Source organism: Zoogloea sp. JDB1, from assembly GCF_056724025.1.
On the sequence record NZ_CM161496.1, the window covers coordinates 5,578,199 to 5,596,084 of the forward strand.

At 62.4% G+C, this 17,886-nt stretch carries 18 protein-coding genes; 13 read left to right on the plus strand and 5 right to left on the minus strand.

What is annotated here, in order from left to right; translation table 11 throughout:
* Positions 1-11: 11 nt before the first annotated feature.
* Complete coding sequence (locus AC1PPK_RS25325) at positions 12-896, minus strand: LysR family transcriptional regulator (RefSeq protein WP_481115735.1); 885 nt, start codon at positions 894-896, stop codon at positions 12-14.
* Between the two features lie 139 nt (positions 897-1,035).
* Between AC1PPK_RS25325 and AC1PPK_RS25330 the strand changes: the two genes are divergently transcribed.
* The 9 genes from AC1PPK_RS25330 to AC1PPK_RS25370 all read left to right on the plus strand — a co-directional run bounded on the left by AC1PPK_RS25330 (position 1,036) and on the right by AC1PPK_RS25370 (position 10,593).
* Entirely contained in the window at positions 1,036-2,214 is a 1,179-nt protein-coding gene (locus tag AC1PPK_RS25330) for an MFS transporter (protein ID WP_481115736.1), read from the plus strand.
* 334 nt (positions 2,215-2,548) lie between these two features.
* The gene (locus AC1PPK_RS25335; RefSeq protein WP_481115737.1) at positions 2,549-3,823 is read left to right on the plus strand and encodes a tyrosine-type recombinase/integrase; all 1,275 of its coding nucleotides are present in this window, start codon (positions 2,549-2,551) and stop codon (positions 3,821-3,823) included.
* Between the two features lie 115 nt (positions 3,824-3,938).
* Entirely contained in the window at positions 3,939-4,730 is a 792-nt protein-coding gene (locus AC1PPK_RS25340; RefSeq protein ID WP_481115738.1) for a hypothetical protein, read from the plus strand.
* A 142-nt stretch (positions 4,731-4,872) separates the two neighbouring features.
* Positions 4,873-5,103 (plus strand): hypothetical protein, encoded by a 231-nt coding sequence (locus tag AC1PPK_RS25345; RefSeq protein WP_481115739.1) that lies wholly within the window; start codon positions 4,873-4,875, stop codon positions 5,101-5,103.
* Positions 5,100-5,384, plus strand: coding sequence for a helix-turn-helix transcriptional regulator (locus tag AC1PPK_RS25350; protein ID WP_481115740.1), 285 nt, complete (start codon positions 5,100-5,102; stop codon positions 5,382-5,384). Before AC1PPK_RS25345 ends, AC1PPK_RS25350 begins: the two co-directional genes overlap by 4 nt.
* Positions 5,381-5,680, plus strand: coding sequence for a hypothetical protein (locus AC1PPK_RS25355; RefSeq protein ID WP_481115741.1), 300 nt, complete (start codon positions 5,381-5,383; stop codon positions 5,678-5,680). Before AC1PPK_RS25350 ends, AC1PPK_RS25355 begins: the two co-directional genes overlap by 4 nt.
* Positions 5,677-8,760: a DUF927 domain-containing protein gene (locus tag AC1PPK_RS25360; protein ID WP_481115742.1), complete on the plus strand. Its 3,084-nt coding sequence runs from the start codon at positions 5,677-5,679 to the stop codon at positions 8,758-8,760. Before AC1PPK_RS25355 ends, AC1PPK_RS25360 begins: the two co-directional genes overlap by 4 nt.
* A gap of 548 nt (positions 8,761-9,308) precedes the next feature.
* Positions 9,309-9,890: a hypothetical protein gene (locus AC1PPK_RS25365; RefSeq protein ID WP_481115743.1), complete on the plus strand. Its 582-nt coding sequence runs from the start codon at positions 9,309-9,311 to the stop codon at positions 9,888-9,890.
* 298 nt (positions 9,891-10,188) lie between these two features.
* Positions 10,189-10,593 carry a hypothetical protein gene (locus AC1PPK_RS25370; protein WP_481115744.1) on the plus strand — a complete coding sequence of 135 codons (405 nt, stop codon included), beginning with the start codon at positions 10,189-10,191 and terminating at the stop codon, positions 10,591-10,593.
* A gap of 688 nt (positions 10,594-11,281) precedes the next feature.
* On the opposite strand, the gene AC1PPK_RS25375 is transcribed toward AC1PPK_RS25370, so the two are convergent.
* Entirely contained in the window at positions 11,282-11,602 is a 321-nt protein-coding gene (locus AC1PPK_RS25375) for a hypothetical protein (protein WP_481115745.1), read from the minus strand.
* 478 nt (positions 11,603-12,080) lie between these two features.
* Positions 12,081-13,636 (minus strand): IS3 family transposase gene (locus AC1PPK_RS25380; protein WP_481113585.1). Its coding sequence is split into 2 segments (ribosomal slippage): positions 12,081-13,207 and positions 13,207-13,636, totalling 1,557 coding nucleotides; the frame shifts between segments, so codons are not numbered across the junction.
* 195 nt (positions 13,637-13,831) lie between these two features.
* Here AC1PPK_RS25380 and AC1PPK_RS25385 point away from each other — a divergent pair.
* Entirely contained in the window at positions 13,832-14,125 is a 294-nt protein-coding gene (locus AC1PPK_RS25385) for a helix-turn-helix domain-containing protein (RefSeq protein ID WP_481115746.1), read from the plus strand.
* Between the two features lie 401 nt (positions 14,126-14,526).
* On the opposite strand, the gene AC1PPK_RS25390 is transcribed toward AC1PPK_RS25385, so the two are convergent.
* Together AC1PPK_RS25390 and AC1PPK_RS25395 are read right to left on the minus strand one after the other, a co-directional pair.
* Positions 14,527-14,880 (minus strand): hypothetical protein, encoded by a 354-nt coding sequence (locus AC1PPK_RS25390; RefSeq protein WP_481115747.1) that lies wholly within the window; start codon positions 14,878-14,880, stop codon positions 14,527-14,529.
* Complete coding sequence (locus AC1PPK_RS25395; RefSeq protein ID WP_481115748.1) at positions 14,867-15,367, minus strand: Panacea domain-containing protein; 501 nt, start codon at positions 15,365-15,367, stop codon at positions 14,867-14,869. Before AC1PPK_RS25395 ends, AC1PPK_RS25390 begins: the two co-directional genes overlap by 14 nt.
* 293 nt (positions 15,368-15,660) lie before the next feature.
* Here AC1PPK_RS25395 and AC1PPK_RS25400 point away from each other — a divergent pair, with 293 nt between their 5' ends.
* The 3 genes from AC1PPK_RS25400 to AC1PPK_RS25410 all read left to right on the plus strand — a co-directional run bounded on the left by AC1PPK_RS25400 (position 15,661) and on the right by AC1PPK_RS25410 (position 17,812).
* Positions 15,661-16,224 carry a recombinase family protein gene (locus tag AC1PPK_RS25400; RefSeq protein ID WP_481115749.1) on the plus strand — a complete coding sequence of 188 codons (564 nt, stop codon included), beginning with the start codon at positions 15,661-15,663 and terminating at the stop codon, positions 16,222-16,224.
* A gap of 161 nt (positions 16,225-16,385) precedes the next feature.
* Positions 16,386-17,144, plus strand: coding sequence for an exodeoxyribonuclease III (gene xth / locus AC1PPK_RS25405; RefSeq protein ID WP_481115750.1), 759 nt, complete (start codon positions 16,386-16,388; stop codon positions 17,142-17,144).
* A complete protein-coding gene (locus AC1PPK_RS25410) occupies positions 17,141-17,812 on the plus strand; it encodes a Crp/Fnr family transcriptional regulator (protein ID WP_481115751.1) in 672 nt (223 codons plus the stop codon). The genes xth and AC1PPK_RS25410 overlap by 4 nt, the downstream gene beginning before the upstream one ends.
* Positions 17,813-17,886 lie beyond the last annotated feature (74 nt).

Consider the following 17,886-nt stretch of genomic DNA (forward strand, 5'->3'; position numbering starts at 1 on the left):
CGCAGCACGCTTCAGCTCCCCTGCGCTCCGTCGCCCCCCAGCACCAATGCCTGGAAGGCCGCCGCGGCCGGCGTGGGGTTGCGGCTCCAGGCAAAGTAGACCTTGCGCTGCGGCGCCTCCTCAATGCAGACCCTGAGCAGCCCGGCGTAGCCTAGCGCCGACTGTTCGGGCACCAAGCCGATGGCCAGCCCCTGGCGAACGATCTGCTCGAGCAGTTCCGCATGATTGACCTCGAAGGCCACGCGCCGCTCGATACCGGCTGCCCGGAATGCCGCATCGGTCTGCTGCCGCGGCCCGGTGCCGGCCTGATAGTCCACCAGCGTATGCCCGGCCAGTTCCCCCAGGCCCAGGCTGCTTCGCCCGGCCAGCGGATGATCCGGATGCAGGATAGCGACCAGGCACTCTTCGCTGAGGAGACGCGCCGACACCCCCGCCACCGGCTCGCCGGGCCACACCCCGATAAAGGCCACATCGGTCTGCTGGCCGCGTAGCTCATCGAGCAGCGCATCGCTCATCCCGATGTGGAGACGGATATCGACGCGGGGATGACTGCGATGGAATTCGGCCAGCAAGGCCGGCAGATTGGCCACGGTGAGGGTCGAGATGGTCCCGACGGTCAGTGTGCCGCGGATCTCGCCCGTCGCGGCGGTCATCTCGTCCCGCAGGCGGCGGGTCGCCTCCTGCACCTGGCGGGCATGGGCGACGAAAGTCCGGCCCGCCGCTGTCAGGGCGACCCGCCGTGACGAGCGTTCGAACAGCCGGGAGCCGAACTCTTCCTCAAGACGGGCCACCTGGTGGCTGAAGGCCGACTGGACAGTATGGCAACGGGCTGCGGCCCGCGTGAAATTGCCTTCCTCGGCAAGGGCCAGCACGAAATCGATCTGCCGCAGGTTCATCTCAATAATCTCTTTTCACGATCAAACCAATGTCAACAATACATTGGAATGATCAATTCTCCTTGTCGATACTGCCCTCCGAACGTTGATCCCAACCGATCCGGGGCAGACACCCTGGACACCCTGCCGGAGAGCCCCGATGCCCCCTCACACTCAAGCCCTGACGCCCGGTCTGGTGCGCCTCATGGCCACCGCCACCGGGCTGGCCGTGGCCTGCAACTACTACGCACAGCCCCTGCTGCCCGCCATCGCCGACGACCTGCACCTGGACAGCGGCGCGGCCGGCGCCATCGTCACGACCGCCCAGCTCGGCTATGCCCTGGGTCTGCTGTTGATCGTGCCCCTCGGCGATCTCGTGGACCGCCGCCGCCTGATCGTCGCCATGAGCCTGCTGGCGGCCGGCGGCCTGCTGATCAATGGCCTGGCCCCCGGACTCACCATGCTGCTCGTCGGCACCGCCATCGCCGGCCTGTGTTCGGTGGTGGCCCAGATCCTGGTTCCCCTCGCCGCCGCGCTGGCAGAGCCCGCCCAGCGCGGCAAGATCGTCGGCACGGTGATGAGCGGCCTGCTGCTGGGCATCCTGCTCGCCCGCACGATCGCCGGGCTGCTGACGGGGCTCGGCGACTGGCGCACCGTCTATTTCGCCGGCGCCCTGGCCATGCTTGCCATCGCCATCGTGCTGGCCCGGCACCTGCCCGGCGGCAGCGGCAGCGTGGATCTTCCCTATCCGCGCCTGCTCCTGTCGGTGCTCCAGCTCTTCCGCGAAGAAGCGGTGCTGCGTCGCCGGGCCGTGCTGGGCGCCCTGTCCTTTGCCAACTTCAGCGTGCTGTGGACCTCGATGGCCTTTTTCCTGAGCGCACCGCCCTTCGGCTACGCCCCGGCCACCATCGGTCTCTTCGGCCTTGCCGGGGCGGCCGGAGCCCTCGCCGCCCCGCTCGCCGGCCGTCTGGCCGACTCGGGGCGCGGGGAGATCGCAACCCTGCTGGCGCTCGGCATGCTGTTGCTGTCCTGGGTGCCGCTGGGCCTGGCCGCCGAACACGGCCTGATGAGTCTGATGGTCGGCATTCTGCTGCTCGACTGGGCCGTCCAGGGCGTCCATGTGAGTAACCAGGGGGCGATCTACCGGATCCGTCCGGATGCGCGCAATCGCCTCACCGCCGCCTACATGACCAGCTATTTCATCGGCGGCGCGCTCGGCTCGCTCGCCTCGGCCCAGGCCTACGGCATCTCCGGCTGGTCCGGCGTCGTCACGGTCGGCGTGGTCCTCAGCGCCGCCGGCATCGTGGCCTGGCTCGGCCTTCACTGCCCAGCCGCCTGATCTCCCCCCACGCGGCATGGATCGGCAAGCGCTAAGGCCCCTGTCACTGGCACAATCACGGCAAACCCATCAGCGGTGAGTCGCCAGGTGTGCAGCCAAGAGCGCATCCAGCGCACCAACACCGCGCCAATACTGGATTTCAAGCCCCCATGAAGATCGCCACCTCAAGTTAATTTCCCGTTTTGTGTAGCTTCACGCCGTATCACGAAGGCGCGAAACCCGCATAAAACCTGGGTTTTCTTGCATCAATTAAAATCACCAAATGTCACCCCAGCGCCTATAATTTGTGTAGCTATCTGCGTAGCTAACGAATTGAGATTACGAAATAGGCCCCTTGGGAAATCTAACTGACATTGCCCTGCGCGCATGGATCAAGACCGGGCAACCGGTAGCCAAAGCAGACAGCGGCGGACTCACCTTCACCATGAGCGCCCACCAGGCCAGCCAGAAAGGCGGGACGTGGGTGCTCCGTTATCGCTTTGGTGGCAAGCCCCGCGAACTCACCCTCGGCCGATACCCTGACATCACCCTGGCGGTAGCTCGCCAACTTGCTGCAGAAGCCCGAGTACGGATCAGCCAGGGAGCCGACCCGGCCCGCGAAAAGCAGCTCAGCAGGATCGAACGTGCTGGCGCCAAGGACTTCCGTGCCCTGGCCAGCGACTACATGGAGAAAGCCTTTCCCCGTCTGGCGGATACCACCGTCAAGCAGCGTCGGCAGCACATCGAAGGCGTCATCCTGCCGAAGCTCGGAAGTCTTCCCGCCCGTGAAGTAACCGGCGCCGACGTCGTGGCCCTGATCGAGTCCGTTGGCGCGAAATCCGTGAATGTGGCGGAGTTGGTGTTCACCGCCCTGTCGGAGATCTTCAAGCACGGCATTGCTCGTCGGGTCGTTGTGGCCAACCCTTGCGCTGGCATCTCGGTTTCTGCGATCTGCGGCAGACCCGATCCGCGCCGCCAACGGCTCATGCTCACCGAAGCGGAATTGCGGGCGATCTTCCCCGCCCTGCCATCCATCGGCCGCGAAAACATGCTGGCCGTCAAGCTGCTACTCATAACCTGCGCCCGCGTTGGCGAGTTGACCCGTGCCGAATGGACGCACGTTGATTTGCCCAAGGGCGAATGGTTCATTCCCGACGAGAACAGCAAGACAGGCAAGGGCTTTACCGTCCCGCTACCACCTTGTGCGGTCGGCTGGTTCAAGGAACTGCAGGAACTGGCCTGCGGCTCCCGTTTCGTCCTTCCCGCCCGACAGCAACGGCGCCTCCTTACCCATGGCCAGGAAACGCATTTCGAGCAGCGCGCACTGAACGCCATTCTGCACAAGCTGTGCGACCGCCTCGGAGACAAGTCCCGCCGCTTCACACCGCACGATCTGCGGAGCACCGCCCGTAGCCACCTGGCGGCGCTCGGAGTGCCAGTGCTGATTGCCGAACGCTGCCTGAACCACGCCCTGGGCGGACTGGTTGCGGTGTATGACCAGCACGATTACCTGACGGAGCGCCGCGCAGCACTGGAACTGTGGACATCGTTCTTACTCGCCTGCGAGTCAGGAAAAGAATGGATCCCGCCTAGGGGCAAGGTTGTCCCGCTGCGGAGCCATGCCGCATGACCTGAAGATCAACCGAGCAGCACGCCGCGCCTAGGTCGGCCAACCGAAAACGGGGAAACCATCGCCCCGCTGGCGCGGCACCCTTTTTGATGGGCGCGGATGGAGCGCGATTCATATGAGTGATCAAGAACGCCGGCAGAGCTGGATACAGTTTCGTCGTTACACAAAGGCGCCGCTCTACCCTGACTGGCCTGAGGCATTGCCAATCAAGTATGTGGTGCAGTTGGATCTTGAGCGGAACCAGAAAGGACTGAGGGAGGCGCTTGAATGGATGGTAGTGCAGGCCGAAAAACTCCCAGTTCAGATCCGGCTTGATGGAGAGGTTTATTACGGCACTTTCAGTGAATTCCAGCACCACCAGCCTGATAGCGCTTCGGTTCCAATCGATGATCTGATTGTTACCGCGAAAGACGTGTACGACATCTTCAAAGACACCCGTCTAGAAGGTTATCTTCGCACTTGGCTTGAGCCCTACCTGGGCGCAGCCACCTCCAGTATCCCGGCATCAACCCCCATCGTTTCAGCTCCTGAGTTGATCGCCCAAGCGCCCGAAAAAACCGTAGTAACCGCCGTGCAGCCCAGGGTCACTCGCACAGAGAAGACGAATAAGCGGCCAACCAAGCTTGAACAGTTCGATGACCTGCTGTCCCGTATTGAACAAGCGTGGCTTTCCTCAGGGCGTTCTCCGATTGATCGAAAGGACTGGCCAGGCACCAGTAAAGCACTGTGTTATTTGGCCAGGAGACTACTTCCTGAGTCCTTCGGGGAAGCCGACCTCAATAGCTTCTACAGAAATTATTCGAAAAAAATGGAACTGAGATTCCGTGGCGATGAGAAGATAGGTGACATCTACGATGAGCTCTTCCCGGATGCCCCCCTGTCAGCACGGCTGACGGATGCCGCCTGAACTCTTCGGGAATCATCGCTTTTCACTGTCGAAGTACAGGGTAGAACAGGGTAAAACCCCGTCCTACCCTGTTCTACCCTCCTGACCGGATGAAGATGTGTGATTAATGTTCGTGTCGCTCCCACTTTGAGGCGACACGAACATGAACCTGCGCATCATTCATTCCCCCCGTGATCTGGGGACATCTGAACTGGCAGTCTTACTCCAGTCCAAGGGCTTGAGCGTCAAGCCTGCCAGCATCCGCCGCGCCCATTGCATCAAGGGCGAATACCTGGGAATCACCCCCCGCAAGCTACCCAATGGCCGTTTGATCTGGCCCGGCGAAGCCGTGCGCCGCCTGCTCTCTGACGAGGCACACGGGGGTGAAAAATGAAAAGGGCCGCCACCTTCTCCCCCCAGGCAGGCTTATCGCAGCGGCTGCCCACCCAGGGTGAAGCACCGATCCCCGATGCTCTCCGCAACTTCGACGCGCTGCCCAACTCGGCCTATGTGCGCTTACCGATCACGGCGGCACTCTTCCAGATCTCCCCCGCCACAACTTGGCGTTGGGCCAAGGCTGGTCGAATCCCTGCCCCCCGCCGCCTCAGCGAGGGCGTGACCGCCTGGAACGTCGGCCAACTGCGTAAAGCACTCCGCGGGGAGGCCTGGCAATGAGCCTGATCACGCTCCAGTCCAGTGATGGCCGCCTCCACGAGGTCGCCGTTGAATACGACGACAAACGCTGCGGTTGGTGGTTTCGGGGTCTTGGCTTCGATTTCTTTGCACACGCCTACGCTGGTCACTTTGAAGCTGAAGTCGGCCGACATGGCACGCCTGAAGAAATCAACATCAGAGTCTCGCTCCCGGAACCCGGCGTGAATGTCTCCGAAGACATCTTCGCCTCGAAGTGCCTGAAAGAACTTGGACGCTACTGGGATCTCTTCGGCGATCTGGAGGGCGACGCACCATGACCCTTACCAGGTCATTCGATCTGAACGCGATCCTCTCTCAGTTCCGCACAGCCGCAGCCGGCCGGGGCTTGCTTCTGCCCGACCATATCGACGCCGACGGCAAGCTGCATCGATGCGAGCTGAGCAGCGCCACCAAGGGCAAAAAGGATGGGGCTTATCTCCTGCACTTGGATGGCATCCCGGCCGGCGGCTTCCAGAACTTCCGCGACGGTCTCGAATGGGAGAACTGGCGGGCCGACATCGGCCGCCAGCTCACACCCGAGGAAGAAGCTGCCCACCGCGCCCGCATGGAAGCCCAGCGGGCAGCACGGGAAGCCGAAGCCAAGGCCAAGCTCGACAAGGCCCGGAGCAAGGCGAACGGAATCTGGAACCATGCCAAACCGGCGCCGGCCGATCATCCCTACCTCGCCCGCAAGGGCGTTCTGTCCTACGACCTGCGGGTGGGCACCTGGCCCAAGTGGGAAGAGGTCCGCCCGGGCGATTGGCGCGAAACCCGCATTCCCAACGCTCTGCTGGTGCCTATGCGCAGCCCGTCCGGCACGCTGCATAGCCTGCAGGCGATCTACGCGGAGAAGGTGGACGGCCGCGACAAGGACTTCCTGCCCCACGGCGAGAAGCGCGGCAAGTTCCATCTGATCGGCGAGATCCTTCCCGACCAGCCTGTTTGTGTTGCCGAGGGCTACGCCACCGCCGCCAGCCTGCATCAGGTGATCGGCTGGCCGGTCGCCGTGGCCTTCGATGCCGGCAGCCTGGAGCCCGTTGCCCATGCCCTGCAGGAGGCCTACCCGCAGGCCCGCTTCATCCTGTGCGCCGATGATGATGCCTTCGGCCATTGCCAGGCCTGCGCGGCACCGGTCCGGGTTGCCGATGGCGACACGTGCCCGAGCTGCGGCCAAACTCACAAATGCCGCAACGCCGGCCAGATGCGGTCGCAGGAGGCTGCCCGTGCGGTCGGCGGAGTGGTCGCCACGCCGGCGTTTTCCGATCCAGCTGCACGCTGGACGGGCTACCAGGAGACCGGCAAGGCGCCGACCGACTTCAACGACCTGGCAACCAGCACCCGTGAAGGCGAAGGCCCGGACGCAGTGCGCGGCATCCTCGAAGCGGCTGCGGCAGCATTTCCGGCCCCGCAGAGCGATGAAGCCCCCATCGATGAGCACGCGCCGGAAAGTGCTGCCAGCGCTCAGGAAACGGCTCTAGCTCCGCCTGCAGACGAAGCCACCAAACCAGCCAAGCGCCCCCGCACGAAAGCCAAGGGCAAAGCCGGCGCCGTGCAGGCACCGGCGCAGGGCGGCGAACTCTTCGAGCTCCGCGATGGCAACGAAGGCCGCGGCGTCTATCGCCTGAAGGTTGAGCGACGTGGCGAAGGCTGGGAACAGGTCGAGCAGTTCGTCTGTGCCCCGCTGGAAATCACCCACCTGGTGCGTGATGCGAAGGGCGAAGGTTGGTGCCGGCTCGCCACCTTCCGGGACCACGACGGTCTGCGCCGCCGGGTGTTGGTGCCCGACGACATGCTGGAAGGCGATGGCGCTGCCCTGGCGCGCCTGCTGCGATCCCAGGGGCTCTTCATCGGCGACAACAAGGGCGGCCTCCTGAAGATGTACGTGAACCGCTCCCGGCCGCCTGATCGGGCACGCCTCACCCAGCGGATCGGCTGGCATGAGGATGTGACCGTGCCGGGCCGTTGGTCCTTCGTGCTGGGCGGCGACCGCGATCCGCTTGCCACTCCGGGGGCCGAGCTGTGGCTGCACCAAGCGAACGGCAAGGGGCACGCCCAGTTCAAACAGGCCGGCACGCTGGCTGACTGGCGCAACAACGTGGCCGCGCTGGCCGTGGGCAACTCCCGGCTGACCTTTGCCCTTGCGGCTGCTTTTGCCAGTGGCCTGTGCTGGCTGCATCCCAACGTGCCAGGCGGCTTCCACTGGGCCGGAAACTCGTCTTTAGGCAAGTCTAAGCTGCTGTTCGCAGCGGCCAGCCTGTGCGGCCCCAAGGAATACCTCAAGACCTGGCTGCAGACTGGCACCGCCGTCGAATGGCTGGCCGCCGGCCACTGTGATGCGGTACTTGTCCTCGATGAACTTAAGCAGGCCGGCAACCCACGGGACGTGGCTCTGGCCGCCTGCATGCTCACCAGTGGCCAAGGCAAGGGCCGCGGCCAGGCGGCCGGAGGCTTGCGGGAAACGGCGTCGTTCTCGCTGCTGTTCCAGTCGAACGGCGAACTTGGCCTGACCCAGTTTCTCGAGGAGAACCAGGAGCGCGCTTACGCCGGCCAGGAGGTGCGGTTCTGCGAACTCCCTGCCGATGCGGAAGCCGGGTTCGGCTGCTGGGAAGCACTGCACGGTCAGCCTGATGGTGCCCGCTTCTCGGAACACCTTGAGCGCAGTGCAGCCCGGTACTACGGCACCGCGTATCCCGCGTTTGTCGGCAAGGTGATCGAGCACCGCGCCGCGATGCCGGCCCAGTTTGAACAGCTGCGTGTCGGCTTCGAGAAGCGCGCCCTCTCCGACAAGGCAGGGGGCCAGGCGATTCGGGCCGCGACCCGCTTTGCCGCCGTGGCTTATGCCGGGGAACTGGCCACCGAATGGGGGCTGACCGGATGGCCGCAAGGTGAAGCCACCGTGGCAGCAATGCGGATGTTCAAGGACTGGCTCCGCGCCTTCGGCGGTGAGGAGAACCGCGAGCCACGGAAGATGTTCGAGCAGGTGCAGGTCTGGATACAGGCCCACGCCGGGGCTCGGCTGGAGGATCACCGGCGCCCCAGCATCGTGGATACCCACGCCCCGCGGACGATGAACCGCGCCGGCTGGAAACGACCGACCAAGGAAACGGCCAGCCTGAATGAGCCGGATCACATCTTCGAGTACCTGGTGTATCCCGAGGTCTTCAAACGCGAGCTGTGCAGCGGTTTCGATCCGATCCAGGTAGCCAAGGAACTGAGCAAGCGCGGGGTCTTGAAAGTCTCGATCGATGGTCGCAGGACACGCTTTCAGACCAAGTTCCGCGAACCCGGAGCAGCTCAGGCAGGCTGGTTCTACCTGCTGACGCCCCGTGTGCTGGAGGGCTTTGACGATGAGTGTTAACTGGTCCGTGATCGTGGATGAGGCCCTGGAGTCGCACGCCGACCGGCCCCGTCAACCGGAAGCGTTCCCACAGGAAGTGGGAACACTCTCAAGGGGGGTGGGAACAAAAAATGCTGCCTATCCTGTTGATTCAAAAGGAGTCAGTGTTGCGTGTTCCCACGTTCCCACTATTCCCACCGATTTTGAAGAGCCAAGGCTTGGCCAAACTGCAAACAACAACTCAACGTCATTTATAGAGCCGGCTGGGGATAGGGTTGAAAGGCCTTCTGCGCCGCTGCAGAGCGAGGTCGAGCAAGCGTGTCGAACGTGCTCTCACCTGCGACGACCGGGCCTGTCCGAAGGCTACTGCAGTGCCCGCGACGACCTCCCCTTGGCGTATGGCCCAGGCCACCCCCTTCGACGCTGCCCCGATGACCGCGGGGCGTGCTGCCCGGTGTTCGACCGGGGGCCCCTGTAGGGCAAAAGGCCATAAGGGTACGGAGAGCCTCGATTTTGATGTAGGCAGCGGCCCCCGAAGTTACTGAAACCTTGACAGATGGCATGACGAAATGACGACCAAGCCAAACAATGCGGAAACCGGGCAGGTGCCGGGGGTGCCGTCAACTTCACCGCTGCCCTTCGAGCCGGAAGACCTGGCGCAAGGGCTGAGGGTCAGCCAGGCCGATTTTTCCCGGATGTGCAAAGTCAGCCGCCAGACCGTGAGCACCTGGGTGAAGAAGGGCAAGATCCGAACGGTCTTTCCGGATGGCACGCTGGATCCGCGCCAGGCGGCCCGGGAAGTCATCCGCAACACCGATCCTGCGAAGCTGCGTGCGAAGATCTTCCGGGTTGCCACCGAAGATTCCGCACAGCTCCGCAAGCGCGTGGCCCACCTTGAGCGCCAGCTGCAGGAAGCCCAGGACCGGGCGGCCTACCACGCCGAACGCCTGCGGTGCTTTGTGGGGGTGCTGACCGATCGCGCCGCAACCATCTACGCGGCCGGGCCGGAGAAATTCGCCTTCCAGCTCGCATTCTCGCTGGAGTGCAGTGACTGGCAGCTCCGCACGGATCAGACAGACGACCCGGAGAGCACGGCAACACCGGAACCGACCGTCACCGGCAACGGCCCTCTGTTCGATCACGGCGGGTAAGCCGACGTGCCGAAACGCGTGGGAACACCGGGAACAGTGGGAACACATCCGGGGAAGTCAGGCGCAGCAAGGCTTTGGCGACCCCCACAGTGTTCCCACTATTACTTTTTAGAGTGGGAACAATAGGTATTGGCTGACCTACCAGCCTTTCGGGGGCTCGCTGTCAGCGCAATGGCGCCCGATCCGCGCCATCCCCCGGCGTTTTGAGTGAGGCAGACGAGGCAATCCGGCTGCTGGCTGCTGAATTTTCTTGCCGTTATGCTCGACATCACTGCATCTTCTCGAGAGCGAGACAGCCGTGAACTACACCAACGGATTCATCGAAGATCTGGGCGCACATCTGGGCACTGAAGCCTCCATGCGTCTCATGGCCGTATATGGCGGAAGGACCATCCGCATCCCGCCTCTTGCCACTCCCGATCACCCGCTTTGCCGAATCCTCGGCGAGGTGCCGTTCAGGCGGCTTGTGGACATTTGGGCGGATAAAGTCATCGAAATTCCCAGTATCGACGAAATCTTTGACGGCTACCGCCGCATTCGCTTCATTGCCCGCTTGGCCCGCGCCGGCACCTCTGCGGTAGAAATTGCACGGCTGCTGGCCCTCAAACGACGGCAAGTGATCAACCTCATGCACGAAGCGGTCGCCCTGAAGCTCTTGGACGCGGCATCCTGCGAAGCGATCGAGGGAGACCCTTCCGCCTAAAGCCCTCGCTGGGCACTGATCTGTGGAGTCACCAGCTGGTGCCACCGATCGTGGCAACTCCGGCAGAGGAAGGACTGCGGCCACGCTGCCGCCTCGGCACCGAACAAGGCCCACGGTGCCCAATGATGTTGCTCGGCGCCTTGCTTCCCACACACCTGGCAAGCTGGCCTCGGGCGCGCCGGCCTGATCTCCCTGGGCTCCAGGCCCGCGGCCCGTACCACCTTGGCGCTTACGAAACGCTGGGTTCGGGTGCCACAGTGGGCACAGACAAACAGGTAGGTGGTGTGCCCACCGCCATTGATGCACTTCCGGATTTCCCAGTCGGTTTGACCGCATGCCTTGCACGGATCATCGCGCCAAATAAGGTGACTCTGCGCCATTGCTTGCTCTCCTGCGTGGAAGGTAGATGCCTCCATTGAAGCCGGGGCAGAGCAAAGCGGGTATGTACGAATTTCACCACTGGCGGCCCGTGGTGCATCTTGCTGTTCAAGCCAGCAGTCCTCAACGGAAGGAGCCCAGCTTCCGTTTGATTGCCTTGCCACGTCATCACGTGGTTGTCGCCTATCGACCCAACGTGGCCGTTGAACTGTGGGGAAAGCAGTCACTCAACGTTTGAGCTAACGGGCGTTCACGGGCGGTGCGAAGCGCCGCCCGTGAACGCCCGTGTTGAGCGAATTGTTAGGCGGTGTTAGCAACGATTACGACACTCTTGACGAGCTGCTTCAGCCGCCGCCAAACAAACGGCCAAGCCAACTCCAGCTGTATTGGCTGTGCACCATGACACTGCCGCACCAGCAGCAACGTCACATGCCGACTTGCAAAGATCCTGAATGGGATTCCACATTGGCTGGAGTTGGGTGTTCTCGTCAAAAGGTGGGACGTTGGGGTCGCCTACGATTTGGTCTCCGATTTTTAGACCACCAGTTGATCGAAGGCCTTCTGTAATTGCCTTTTGATCTTCTTGGGACATGGCATCCCACTGTTGTTTGTTGATTTTGATGTCAGCCATGAGTATCTCCTTTGCACAATAAGGGGCAAGTGAAACAACATGGCCGCGATGCCCCCGTACTCGCGGCCGCCTAACTTTGTTTTAGGGCGACAGTTCTGCCGCATAAAATCGGAATGCCGGACAATATGTTATGCAATCTACTGTTTATAAAAATCAACTATGCACAAAGCAAAATAACAAGACAGGAATAGCGGCAGCCGTCGGCATAGTGGATTGCTCCAATCATGTGAGGCGTAGGCGTATAGCATGCCGCTCCGCCCGAATAGCCGCTATCTGGATCGGATGACGTCCGGCCGCTTCCGGCCGAAACTGAACGCTCACACTTGCATGAATTCAACATAGTCGACTGCTAAAAGCGTTCAAGGAAGATGTAACGACGATGGACGGCTCCTGGCCGTTGTCGGCCACCGACCCACGACTGGATCAAACTGGAGTCGGTAGCGCCCCTCGGCGCGCGTCAAGCTAGTTGTCGCCTGATTCATGCAGCTCTTTGCTGTTTATTCCCCATGGCAACAACTACGTCTCGCTCGGGATTGAGAGTCACCACGGTGATGGGTGACCAGTCCCGGGTGTTGCCCGTCCAGCGCGCAGGATGGCGCGCTCGGGCCTGGGCATAGAGTGCGTGACGCGCCGCCAGGATCGCGTGATCCTCGCCCGCATGGCGCTGGGCCGGGCTCACGTAGCGGATGCCGCTGTGGCGATGCTCGACGTTGTACCACTGCACGAAACCGCTGGCCCAGGATCGGGCGGCTTCCAGATCCTCGAATCCCCTTGCCGGAAACTCGGGTCGGTACTTGGCCGTGCGGAACAGCGCTTCGGCGTAAGCATTGTCATCGCTGACCCGGGGCCGCGAGTAGGAAGGCTTGATACCCAGCCAGTGGAGCATCGCCAGCACCGTGGTGGCCTTGAGCGTCGCGCCGTTGTCGCCGTGCAGGATGGGCTTGTCCGCCAGGGCGGCGATCCCTTCAGCCAGCGCCGTGCGACGCACCAGATGGGCGGCATGTTCGGCGGCGTCGGTGCCGTGCACTTCCCAGCCGACGATCTTGCGGCTGTAGAGATCCAGGATCAGATACAGATGGAACCAGCGCCCGGCTACCGTGGCCGGCAGATAGGTCATGTCCCAGCACCACACCTGGCGCGGTGCGGTGGCGATGTGGGTGCTCGGTGGGCGAGAGGCTGCGGGGGCTTTGGCACGCCCCCGATGCGTCGTCTGGCCCGCTTCGCGCAGGAGGCGGTGGAAGGTCGATTCGCTGGCCAGATAGACGCCTTCGTCGGCCAGCATCGGAACGATGCGCGCTGGCGGCAGGTCGGCAAAGCGGGCGTCGTTGGCTACCTGCAAGAGCGCATGCCGCTCCGCCTCGGTGAGGGCGTGGGCAGGCCGGGGGCGCAGCGTTGCCGGTCTGAGGTCCCCGCGCACGAGGCCGTCCTCACGTTTCCAGCGCTGCAGCGTACGCAGCGTGATGCCCGCCACCTTGCAGGCCGCGTCAAGACGCGCCCCGGCGTGCTGGGCGGCTTCAATGTTCCGGACCTTCATCCGGCGATCTTCCAGGCCGATCATGCGTCCTCGTCCCTGTCCTTCGGAAAGATCGCCTCGAGCTTTTTTGAAAGCACCAGCAGGGCTGCCGCCTCCGCCAGGGCCTTCTCCTTGCGGCGCAATTCCCGCTCGAGCTCCTTGATGCGACGCCGATCCTGCTTGGTCTGCAAGGGACTGGCACGGGCCTCCTCGGGTGTTGCCAAGGCTTGCGTGGCTGCCTGACGCCATTGGGCTAGATCCTGCGGATAAACCCCGTGCTCCCGGCACCAGGCATTCCGGGCCGTCTCATCGAGGGCCGCGGTGGTGAGCACCGCCTCGAACCGGGCCGCCGCTGTCCAGGCCCGCTCGCGAGCGGGCCTGGACAGCGCATCACTCCTCCAACGCTCCAGCGTCGCTACGCCCACGCCGATCTCACGCGCAACGGCCTCCACCGTCGCGCTCTCCGGCGGCAGCAATCTCGCCACCGCCCTATCCTTGAATTCCTGTCCGTATCGCGCCACGTCGTTCTCTCATCATCGCCCCCGAATTTAGGATTTTATCGGGGCGACAACTAGTCTGACGCGGGGGGATCTACTACTGGCGCACGGCGGCCGATGTGGTCTATCTGGTCTTCGCTTACGCCAAGAACGACCAGGAAGACCTGACACCAGACCAGGCCCGGCAACTGGCGAGACTGATTGAAGGAGTGCTGCGCGATGAATGAAAAAGACTTTGCCTCCCTCATGCAGGGCGTAAAGGAAATGACCGCCCACATGCGCGGCGAGGACGTGCCCGGAGTGAAGGTGACGACCATCCACGATCCTGACGTGCACGCCATTCGCGAAGCGGTCTCCGTGACCCAGAAGGAGCTCGCCGCCCTGCTGGGAGTGTCACGTCGTACCGTCGAGAACTGGGAACAACGGCGTACCCGTCCCACGGGGCCGGCACGGGCGCTGCTGCGGATCTTCCAGCACGATCCGCAGGCCGCGGTAAAGGCTTTGCAGGGGTAGTGCCCCTGCCTGCTGGACCAGCGGTAACAACGTACAGAAGCGCCGGGCGAGCCCCGGCGTTTTGCTGTCTACAGTGCACCGTGCACACCATGCACGGGGCGATGCGCTACCGGCCGGCCATAAGGTGGTCGCGCACTTGCATGGGGTGCAAGGTCATGTAGGCCTATGTCTCGCACCGTGGGGATGGGCGGTACTGGGATCGAACCAGTGTAGTTCTTGAAGAAACGGCCCATCCTGCCTCAAGGTCTGGACGGTGGTTCGATTCCCCCGGCCACAGGAAGGGCCTACGGGTTCGCTTCCCGTTCCGGGCACCCGTGACACCTGGAATCACAATCCAGTGCTTTCCATTGCCAGCAACAGACAATCCAAGTTCGCTAGTACACAGCCCCTGCTTGAATGTCTTATTTCTTCGCGGGTGCCATGATTTCTTTGAGATAACCAAGAACTAAGCCACCAAACGCGCTGCTAAAAAGCATTTTGTCGATAGACTGAAGTTCTGTCTCGCTGAGCCAGCGAAAATGCCAACCGAGAATTTCGGATGGGCCAGCTAAGTGCCAAACCCGTACCACTATGATTACCGCGAGCAGCCAAGCTCCGAAGCGAAGTGCACTTACTGCAATTGAATGTACTTCTTTACGGACACGCTGGGCCCCGTCCTCCAGTGCATCTTTCTCTTTTTCTGCTAACTGGAGATCCTCTGGGGGTAAGGACCCAGAGGCAGCACCAATGGCATCAAAATCCTCAGGCGGTTCCATTACCCTTGGCTGCTCGGATCTTATCCTTGTAGTGCTGGTCAATCAGCTCGTTCGGAATGATTGCACCGGAGTAGTTATCACCTCCGGACTCTCTCCAAACTTGATCCCAAGGTGTTCCTGGTTGGTGAGTCATCGCTGATAGTTCAACGGCAGAATACTTCTTATAAGTATCCCAAACGCGATCAAGTAGAGCGATCGTCAACTCATTCGGGAGTTGGTTCTGACCATCACCAGGCAGCCCGTAATGAGGAATGGGCGCATCAATCGTTCTGCGGCCATAGTGACTGATTTTGCGATACAGGTCTGGGATGACAGGCCCGTACCTCCAGGCCTGGACTGCATCGTTGATCAGATTCTGCGAGAAATATCCCCTGTGCCAACCGTGGGCGATATAGACAAGCTTCAGTAACTTCATCTGACTGAGAGGCACGCCCGTATCAAACGACTTCTGGATGAAGTAGTTGGCGACAACTTCACTATCCAACATAGCCCCTCCCTCCATAGCAATTGTTTGACAATCAGGCGCCATTCGCCGTTACTTCCTCATTCCGAGGCCCTTGGAATTTACCACTGATTTCGCTTAAAAGATACAGCAAGCTGTATTTAATTACAGCATACGCCATGTTGAGTAGGACATGGTGGCTCCAGACTAAGTTCAAAACCCATACCTTTTGAGCCACCATCAAAACACCCCGAGACACATAGCTCAAATAAGTTGTTTTCTATTTTGAGCCAGCCTATCATGTGAGCTATAGATTTTGAGCCACATAGAGGCCTGCCATGTCCGCCATCGTTGCCTATACCCGCGTTTCCACCGACGACCAGACCTGCGAGAACCAGCGGCGCACCATCGCAGAACGCTACAAGGTCGATAAGTGGTTTTCGGACGACGGAGTCTCGGGCACCGTGGCTGCGACCCAGCGGGCCGGCCTGTCCGCCCTCCTCGGCTATGTGCGGGACGGTGACATTGTGGTGGTCGCTGCAATCGATCGCCTCGGCCGTAACACCCTAGACGTGCTCAATACCGTCGAGGCCTTGAAGGAGACGGGCGCCTCGGTCATCTCGATGCGGGAAGGCTTCGATCTGGCAACCCCTGCGGGGAAACTCATGCTGACGATGCTGGCTGCAGTGGCTGAACTGGAGCGCGAGAACCTGAAGGCTCGTCAGCTCGCCGGGCTGGAGCGGGCACGGGCGGAAGGTAAGCACCTAGGGCGCAAGAAAACGGTGAATGATGCGGAGGTGGTTGCGTGGCGTGCCGAGAACTCCGCGAGCATCAAGGCAACCGCAGAGCACTTCCAGATCTCCGTCGCAAGCGTGAAGCGCGCTTGCGCAGTTCAACGATAGCCGAAGCCCAGGCTCCCTCCTCCGTGGTTTCGATCAGCGAGCGGCAAGACTCCCGTCACTGGCACAATCACGGTAAGCCGACTAGCGGTGTGTAGCTAGATGCGTAGCTAACAGCACACATCAAAACAAGAACCCGCGCCAATACTGGATTTCAAGCCCCCATGAAGATCGCCACCTGGAACGTCAACTCCCTCAAGGTCCGCCTCCCCCACGTCGTCGACTGGCTGGCCGCAAACCAGCCCGATGCCCTGTGCCTGCAGGAGCTCAAGTGCGAAAACAAGGCCTTTCCTCTGGCAGAGATAGAAGCGGCCGGCTACCAGGCCGTCTTCAACGGCCAGAAGACCTACAACGGCGTGGCCATCCTCACGCGCAAGCCGCTGGAGAACGTCACGCTGGACATCCCCGGTTTCGCCGACGAGCAGAAGCGCATCATCGCCGGTACCTTGGACGGCGTCCGCATCGTGTGCGGCTACTTTCCCAACGGGCAGGCAGTCGGCTCCGACAAGTTCGTCTACAAGCTGGCCTGGCTGGAGGCGCTGACCGCCTGGCTGAAGACGGAGCTGCAAGCCACACCGCAACTGGTGCTCGGCGGCGACTACAACATTGCGCCGGAAGACCGGGACGCCCACCCGGACTGGAAGGACGAGATCCACGTGTCGGTGCCTGAGCGGGACGCCTTCAAGGCCCTGCTGGACATTGGTCTCACCGACGCCTTCCGCCTCTTCGAGCAGCCCGAGAAGAGCTTCTCCTGGTGGGATTACCGCATGGGCGCCTTTCGCCGCAATTTCGGCCTGCGCATCGACCACCTGCTGGTGTCTCAGCCACTGGTGGAAAAATGCACCGCCTGCTTCACCGACAAGGCGCCGCGCAAGCTGGAACGCCCGTCCGATCATGCGCCGGTGGTCGTCGAACTGGCATGACGGACAACGCCGATGGCGCGCTGAACGCCCCGCTGGACACCCTTTACCCGGTGCTGGCGGCACTGCCGGCCGCCGCCAGCTTGCGCCTGCAACAGCACGCCCAGGTCGTCAGCGTGCCGGCCGGGGCCGTCGTCTTCGACGAGTTGCAGGCCTGCCAGGGCTTCCCCTTCGTGCTGTCGGGCAGCCTGCGGGTCGTCAAGGCCGCCCCCAACGGGCGGGAACTGCCGCTGTACCGGGTCACACCGGGCGAAACCTGCATCATCTCGTCGGCCTGCCTGCTCGGCCACGCACCTTACAACGCCCGCGGCATCGCCGAGACGGAGACGCGTCTGCTGCTCCTGCCGAATGCCGATTTCCAGGCCCTGCTCGGCGAGGCAGCCTTCCGCGATTTCATCTTCCAGCTGTTCTCCGAACGCATTGCCGATCTGATGCAGCTGATCGAGGAAGTCGCCTTCCGCAAGCTCGACCAGCGCCTCGCCGCGCTGCTGCTCGGCAAGGGACAACGCCTGCATGTCACCCACCAGCAGCTGGCCGACGAACTGGGTAGCGTGCGGGAGATCGTCAGCCGCCTGTTGAAAGGCTTCGCCGAACAAGGGCTCGTCGCCCTGTCCCGCGAGCAGGTGGAAATCCTGGACCCCGCCGGCCTGCGCCGCGTGGCGGCGGGCTGACGGCGGGCAGGCTGTGTAACCAAGGTTACAGACGTCCGTCGCAAAATGCTGGTGAAATGCGGACACCTGAATGA

What these genes read in the sequence shown, in the direction of transcription:
- AC1PPK_RS25330 (WP_481115736.1), top strand. Translation starts at nt 1,036, where the DNA reads ATGCCCCCTCACACTCAAGCCCTGACGCCCGGTCTGGTGCGCCTCATG.
- AC1PPK_RS25375 (WP_481115745.1), bottom strand. Translation starts at nt 11,602, where the DNA reads ATGGCTGACATCAAAATCAACAAACAACAGTGGGATGCCATGTCCCAA.
- AC1PPK_RS25355 (WP_481115741.1), top strand. Translation starts at nt 5,381, where the DNA reads ATGAGCCTGATCACGCTCCAGTCCAGTGATGGCCGCCTCCACGAGGTC.
- AC1PPK_RS25360 (WP_481115742.1), top strand. Translation starts at nt 5,677, where the DNA reads ATGACCCTTACCAGGTCATTCGATCTGAACGCGATCCTCTCTCAGTTC.
- AC1PPK_RS25365 (WP_481115743.1), top strand. Translation starts at nt 9,309, where the DNA reads ATGACGACCAAGCCAAACAATGCGGAAACCGGGCAGGTGCCGGGGGTG.
- AC1PPK_RS25325 (WP_481115735.1), bottom strand. Translation starts at nt 896, where the DNA reads ATGAACCTGCGGCAGATCGATTTCGTGCTGGCCCTTGCCGAGGAAGGC.
- AC1PPK_RS25390 (WP_481115747.1), bottom strand. Translation starts at nt 14,880, where the DNA reads ATGGAACCGCCTGAGGATTTTGATGCCATTGGTGCTGCCTCTGGGTCC.
- AC1PPK_RS25345 (WP_481115739.1), top strand. Translation starts at nt 4,873, where the DNA reads ATGAACCTGCGCATCATTCATTCCCCCCGTGATCTGGGGACATCTGAA.
- AC1PPK_RS25385 (WP_481115746.1), top strand. Translation starts at nt 13,832, where the DNA reads ATGAATGAAAAAGACTTTGCCTCCCTCATGCAGGGCGTAAAGGAAATG.
- AC1PPK_RS25410 (WP_481115751.1), top strand. Translation starts at nt 17,141, where the DNA reads ATGACGGACAACGCCGATGGCGCGCTGAACGCCCCGCTGGACACCCTT.
- AC1PPK_RS25340 (WP_481115738.1), top strand. Translation starts at nt 3,939, where the DNA reads ATGAGTGATCAAGAACGCCGGCAGAGCTGGATACAGTTTCGTCGTTAC.
- xth (WP_481115750.1), top strand. Translation starts at nt 16,386, where the DNA reads ATGAAGATCGCCACCTGGAACGTCAACTCCCTCAAGGTCCGCCTCCCC.
- AC1PPK_RS25395 (WP_481115748.1), bottom strand. Translation starts at nt 15,367, where the DNA reads ATGTTGGATAGTGAAGTTGTCGCCAACTACTTCATCCAGAAGTCGTTT.
- AC1PPK_RS25400 (WP_481115749.1), top strand. Translation starts at nt 15,661, where the DNA reads ATGTCCGCCATCGTTGCCTATACCCGCGTTTCCACCGACGACCAGACC.
- AC1PPK_RS25350 (WP_481115740.1), top strand. Translation starts at nt 5,100, where the DNA reads ATGAAAAGGGCCGCCACCTTCTCCCCCCAGGCAGGCTTATCGCAGCGG.